The organism is Candidatus Methylacidiphilales bacterium (assembly GCA_025056655.1).
Lineage (GTDB): Bacteria > Verrucomicrobiota > Verrucomicrobiia > Methylacidiphilales > JANWVL01 > JANWVL01.
Window position 1 is genome coordinate 1 of sequence record JANWVL010000046.1, and the last position, 3,623, is coordinate 3,623.

The window sequence follows — 3,623 nt, forward strand, 5'->3', positions numbered from 1 at the left end:
AGGTTCTTGCAGGCTGATCCTTTGGGGCATGCCTCGGATATGAGTCTTTACAGTTATGCGAATAATGATCCGGTGAATGGCGTGGATCCGACGGGACGGCATTCGAGCGGGTTGACAAGCGGAGTGAGCGGGTTTACAGGATTGATGACGCCCGGACTCTCTGGCAGTAGTAGTTACACCCAGCCCAGCGGCTTGCAGACGATGCTGGCGCCGGTGAGTGGTGGGGGAAGTAGTTTCTACGAGAGTTCAGGTGGTTCTTACTCAAGTTCGTATGATTATTATGATTTATTTGCTTCGCCATCGGTTAAGTCACAGATCAACGGCTTTAGTGATGCGCTTTCTCATTATCGGAGCGGGGCAGGAGGAACCATTCCTGCAGGATATGGGCTTTATGCCGAGATGCGTGCAGATTCTTCTTATCAAAACAGAGTAAAGTCTCACGATGGTTGGGTTGCCATGAAAATTCGTGATAAACTTGAGAATGTTCCGAAGAACCAAACTACCGGTGCTATCCAATCGGCCCCTGGGAGTTTTGTAGGACAATTGAATTCAAAAACCTTGGGCAGCTACGGTCTCTCGCTAGAGTATAATGCAACTTGGAATGCGGGGCCTTGGAAAGAGCGATGGCACTCGTTTATTTCTGGAAGTCGCTACCGCGAAGTCTCTATTGATGTTACCGTCAATTACTCGCTACATGCCGATTGGAACTTTCACTGGAACCCTCGATACAACTGGTTCGAGAACGTCACTAGAGAGGTGATACCTGGCTGGATAGCAGGAGCACGAGGTAATCCTGCTGATTTCCATATTAGTGGAAATCTTTCCGAGACGTATAATCTGAAAGTAGAGCAAAACAAATGAATCACAGTCTAGTCTTTGGTATCTTGATGCTTGTTCTTATGGGTTCAGTTTCGTGCTCACGATCGAATTCTGGGATGGCTCGTTTCGACGCTGTCTGGGGCATGCCTGTTCCGTCTAGTCTGGTCATCATTAAAACGGTGGAAAATGAGGGTGGTAACTACTATGCTGTCTTTGCGAAGCTTCCGAAGGTCGACTTTGAGGCCTTCAAGAAAGGAACATCACGCTACACCACATGGAACCGGATAGAAGATGGAATGACCTTTGAGATCGGCAAAACTAATCTCCGTGCACCCGCCGATATCAGTGGAGTTTATGCCATTGGAGAGAAGATCAATGGGACAGTCAAGGTGGTGGTTTGGGACGAAGGGGCTGAGACAGTTGTTGCGATGGTGTGCTCTGGGATGATGTAATGATCTACGCTCCCGATCGGCTCGCTCTGTGGGCTGCCTGCTCTTGGCCCCCTGACAGCGCCACATGGTGCTTGTCATTATATTGAGCTCGTTTACGTTGATTGTCGTATGACGGTTATAGAATCCATTGTCCGTGATCTGCGCGAATTACAGCCACCGAAGTTGGTGGAAGTGGCCAGCTACGTTCACGGCCTTAATCCGAAGAGCCACGAACGTCGTCGAGGAGCCTTGTTGGCCACGGCGGGCTGCATGACAGGCGAGGATGGCGAGGAGTTCGAGCGAGCTGTGAAGGCGGAGGCGGAGAGGATCAATGCCGACTGGTGATAAGCGGGGTCTGCTCGATACGAGTATTGTCGTTCGCTACTTTCGAGGACGAGGGGACGTAGGGACGAGGGGACGTAGTAGATAAATTATTTACTATTATTAAATAACAGCGTAACTAACGCACATTTGATTTAGGATGACCGGTGCGTTTACGGAGGCGGGTCGGGAGGGAGCACGATTGCGCGGGGCAACGTGCAGGATGCGTATGGACACAGCGTAGGGTATGTTTATAACAACGTGATGACGTGGAAAGAGACACGTTATCTGGGTTACGGCCCCTCGCGCGAAGCAGTAAAGAAGCGGCTTGGGGAGGGTGTGGGTTTGCATGAAGCCAGCGGCTGGCGAGGGTATCGCACCGAAGGCGATGTGATTCACATGGGCGCAAGGCTGTATCATTATCCCACCGCGCGCTTCCTCTCCGCCGATCCCCTCGGCCATGCCTCAGATATGAGCCTCTACAGTTACGCGAATAACGATCCGGTGAATGCCGTGGATCCGGAGGGGAGATTTCTTCACGTTCTTATCGGAGCAGGAGTTGGTGGCCTTGTGGGGATAGGCAGTCAATTGATTAGTGATGCATTTAGAGGAAAGATGAGTGGATTAGATGATTATGCTGGAGCCTTTGTTGGCGGGGCTGTAACTGGAGCAGTGATTACTGCGTCCGGTGGAACATCATTAGTGGGAATGGCGATAGCCGGAGGTTCTGGAGCAGCAGCAGGTAATATCACTTCACAATCACTTAGTAACGAGCCATTTAACCCATCGGAGTTAACCGTCACAACAATCATTGGAACGACAACAGCAATGATTCCAGCTCCTGTGTTCAAAATCCCAGGATTAAATGCAGGAAATGGATCGTGGGCACATGTTGCCGATACTCAAATGACAAAATTAGCGAATGGCACGACTTCTGCTGTCTCTACGACGACGCTTGGTAAGATCATAGGGGCAAATGTTTATCGAGAAAGCACGTCAATCGCTATTGATGGGGCTGCAGACGCTGGATATTTGCAATGGATCAAGCCTAGGCTCGATCCTATATCAACACTATCAACCAGCTTCAATACGTCATCAGGATCGTCAAAAGGAATGCATAAATAAGCTGTATGAGTAAACGCAAACTCATTTGGGGCAATCTCATTTGGCGTATAGTCCTAATCATGTTGATCATGTTTTTGCTTATGAGTGCATATAATGTTGCAGAAGACATCGGCAAAACGTTGAGGAGTTCCCAATGGCCGACAACTTCTGGGACTTTAATTCGTGTTATAGAAGAAAGCCGATTCACGCGTCCGTCTTCAAAGTCTTACAGTTTGGAATATAGTTACGTAATCGACGGGCGTGAATACCGTGGTAACCAGATTTCATTTAGTCGTCGGCACGGATGGAGTAAACGAGATATAGATGAACTAGTTGCTCAATTGAGACTGGAGCAAGAAATCACCGTTCATTACGATCCTAGTAACCCTACAGTATCGGTTTTACAGCCTGGAGGTAGTAATTTAGCGAATATAATTTTCTTCTGCGTTCAGATTATTATAATCGGTCTTATTACGCTATTTTTTGTGTTGAGTATCAGATGGGCTCAGATCTTCGATGATACTTCCGATGGAAAGGGAAAAAGGGAAGTAGTGAAAAGGGCGGCGTAGGCTCGTGGCTAGTTTCGGTGGAATGCGGTGGCGTGAGAAAAAATGGGATATAAAATTTAGACATGAATTCAGTGATTGAGAGAGAAAGGAAATGGGACGTTGTAGAGAAGTAATCGTGCTAAAATAAGTTGCGATGTTAGCTAACACAGATTGAGGCGTGGGTGTGGCCAATCCATTCATGCTGCAGCAAAAACCCTGCCAGACGCGTGCATGGCGGACTTCATACGGGCTACGAGCAGGAAGCCAATGCGCTGCCTTCGCCATCTCCATTCACCGCGAAAGGCTGATGAAACCTGCGAGCCCGGATGGATGCGGGACTAATACGGCTGGCGAGCAGGATGACGGCGAGTGTAACGACCGGGGCAAGATCATGGGATTG

At 48.9% G+C, this 3,623-nt stretch carries 4 protein-coding genes; all 4 read left to right on the forward strand.

The features are described 5' to 3' along the window. A partial coding sequence (locus tag NZM04_02350; GenBank protein ID MCS7062882.1) for a hypothetical protein occupies positions 1 to 861 on the forward strand: 861 nt, incomplete at its 5' end. 38 nt (positions 862 to 899) lie between these two features. After that, a complete protein-coding gene (locus tag NZM04_02355) occupies positions 900 to 1,271 on the forward strand; it encodes a hypothetical protein (protein MCS7062883.1) in 372 nt (123 codons plus the stop codon). Between the two features lie 108 nt (positions 1,272 to 1,379). Then, the gene (locus NZM04_02360; protein ID MCS7062884.1) at positions 1,380 to 1,595 is read left to right on the forward strand and encodes a hypothetical protein; all 216 of its coding nucleotides are present in this window, start codon (positions 1,380 to 1,382) and stop codon (positions 1,593 to 1,595) included. A gap of 240 nt (positions 1,596 to 1,835) precedes the next feature. Next, a complete protein-coding gene (locus NZM04_02365) occupies positions 1,836 to 2,696 on the forward strand; it encodes an RHS repeat-associated core domain-containing protein (protein MCS7062885.1) in 861 nt (286 codons plus the stop codon). Positions 2,697 to 3,623: the final 927 nt, after the last annotated feature.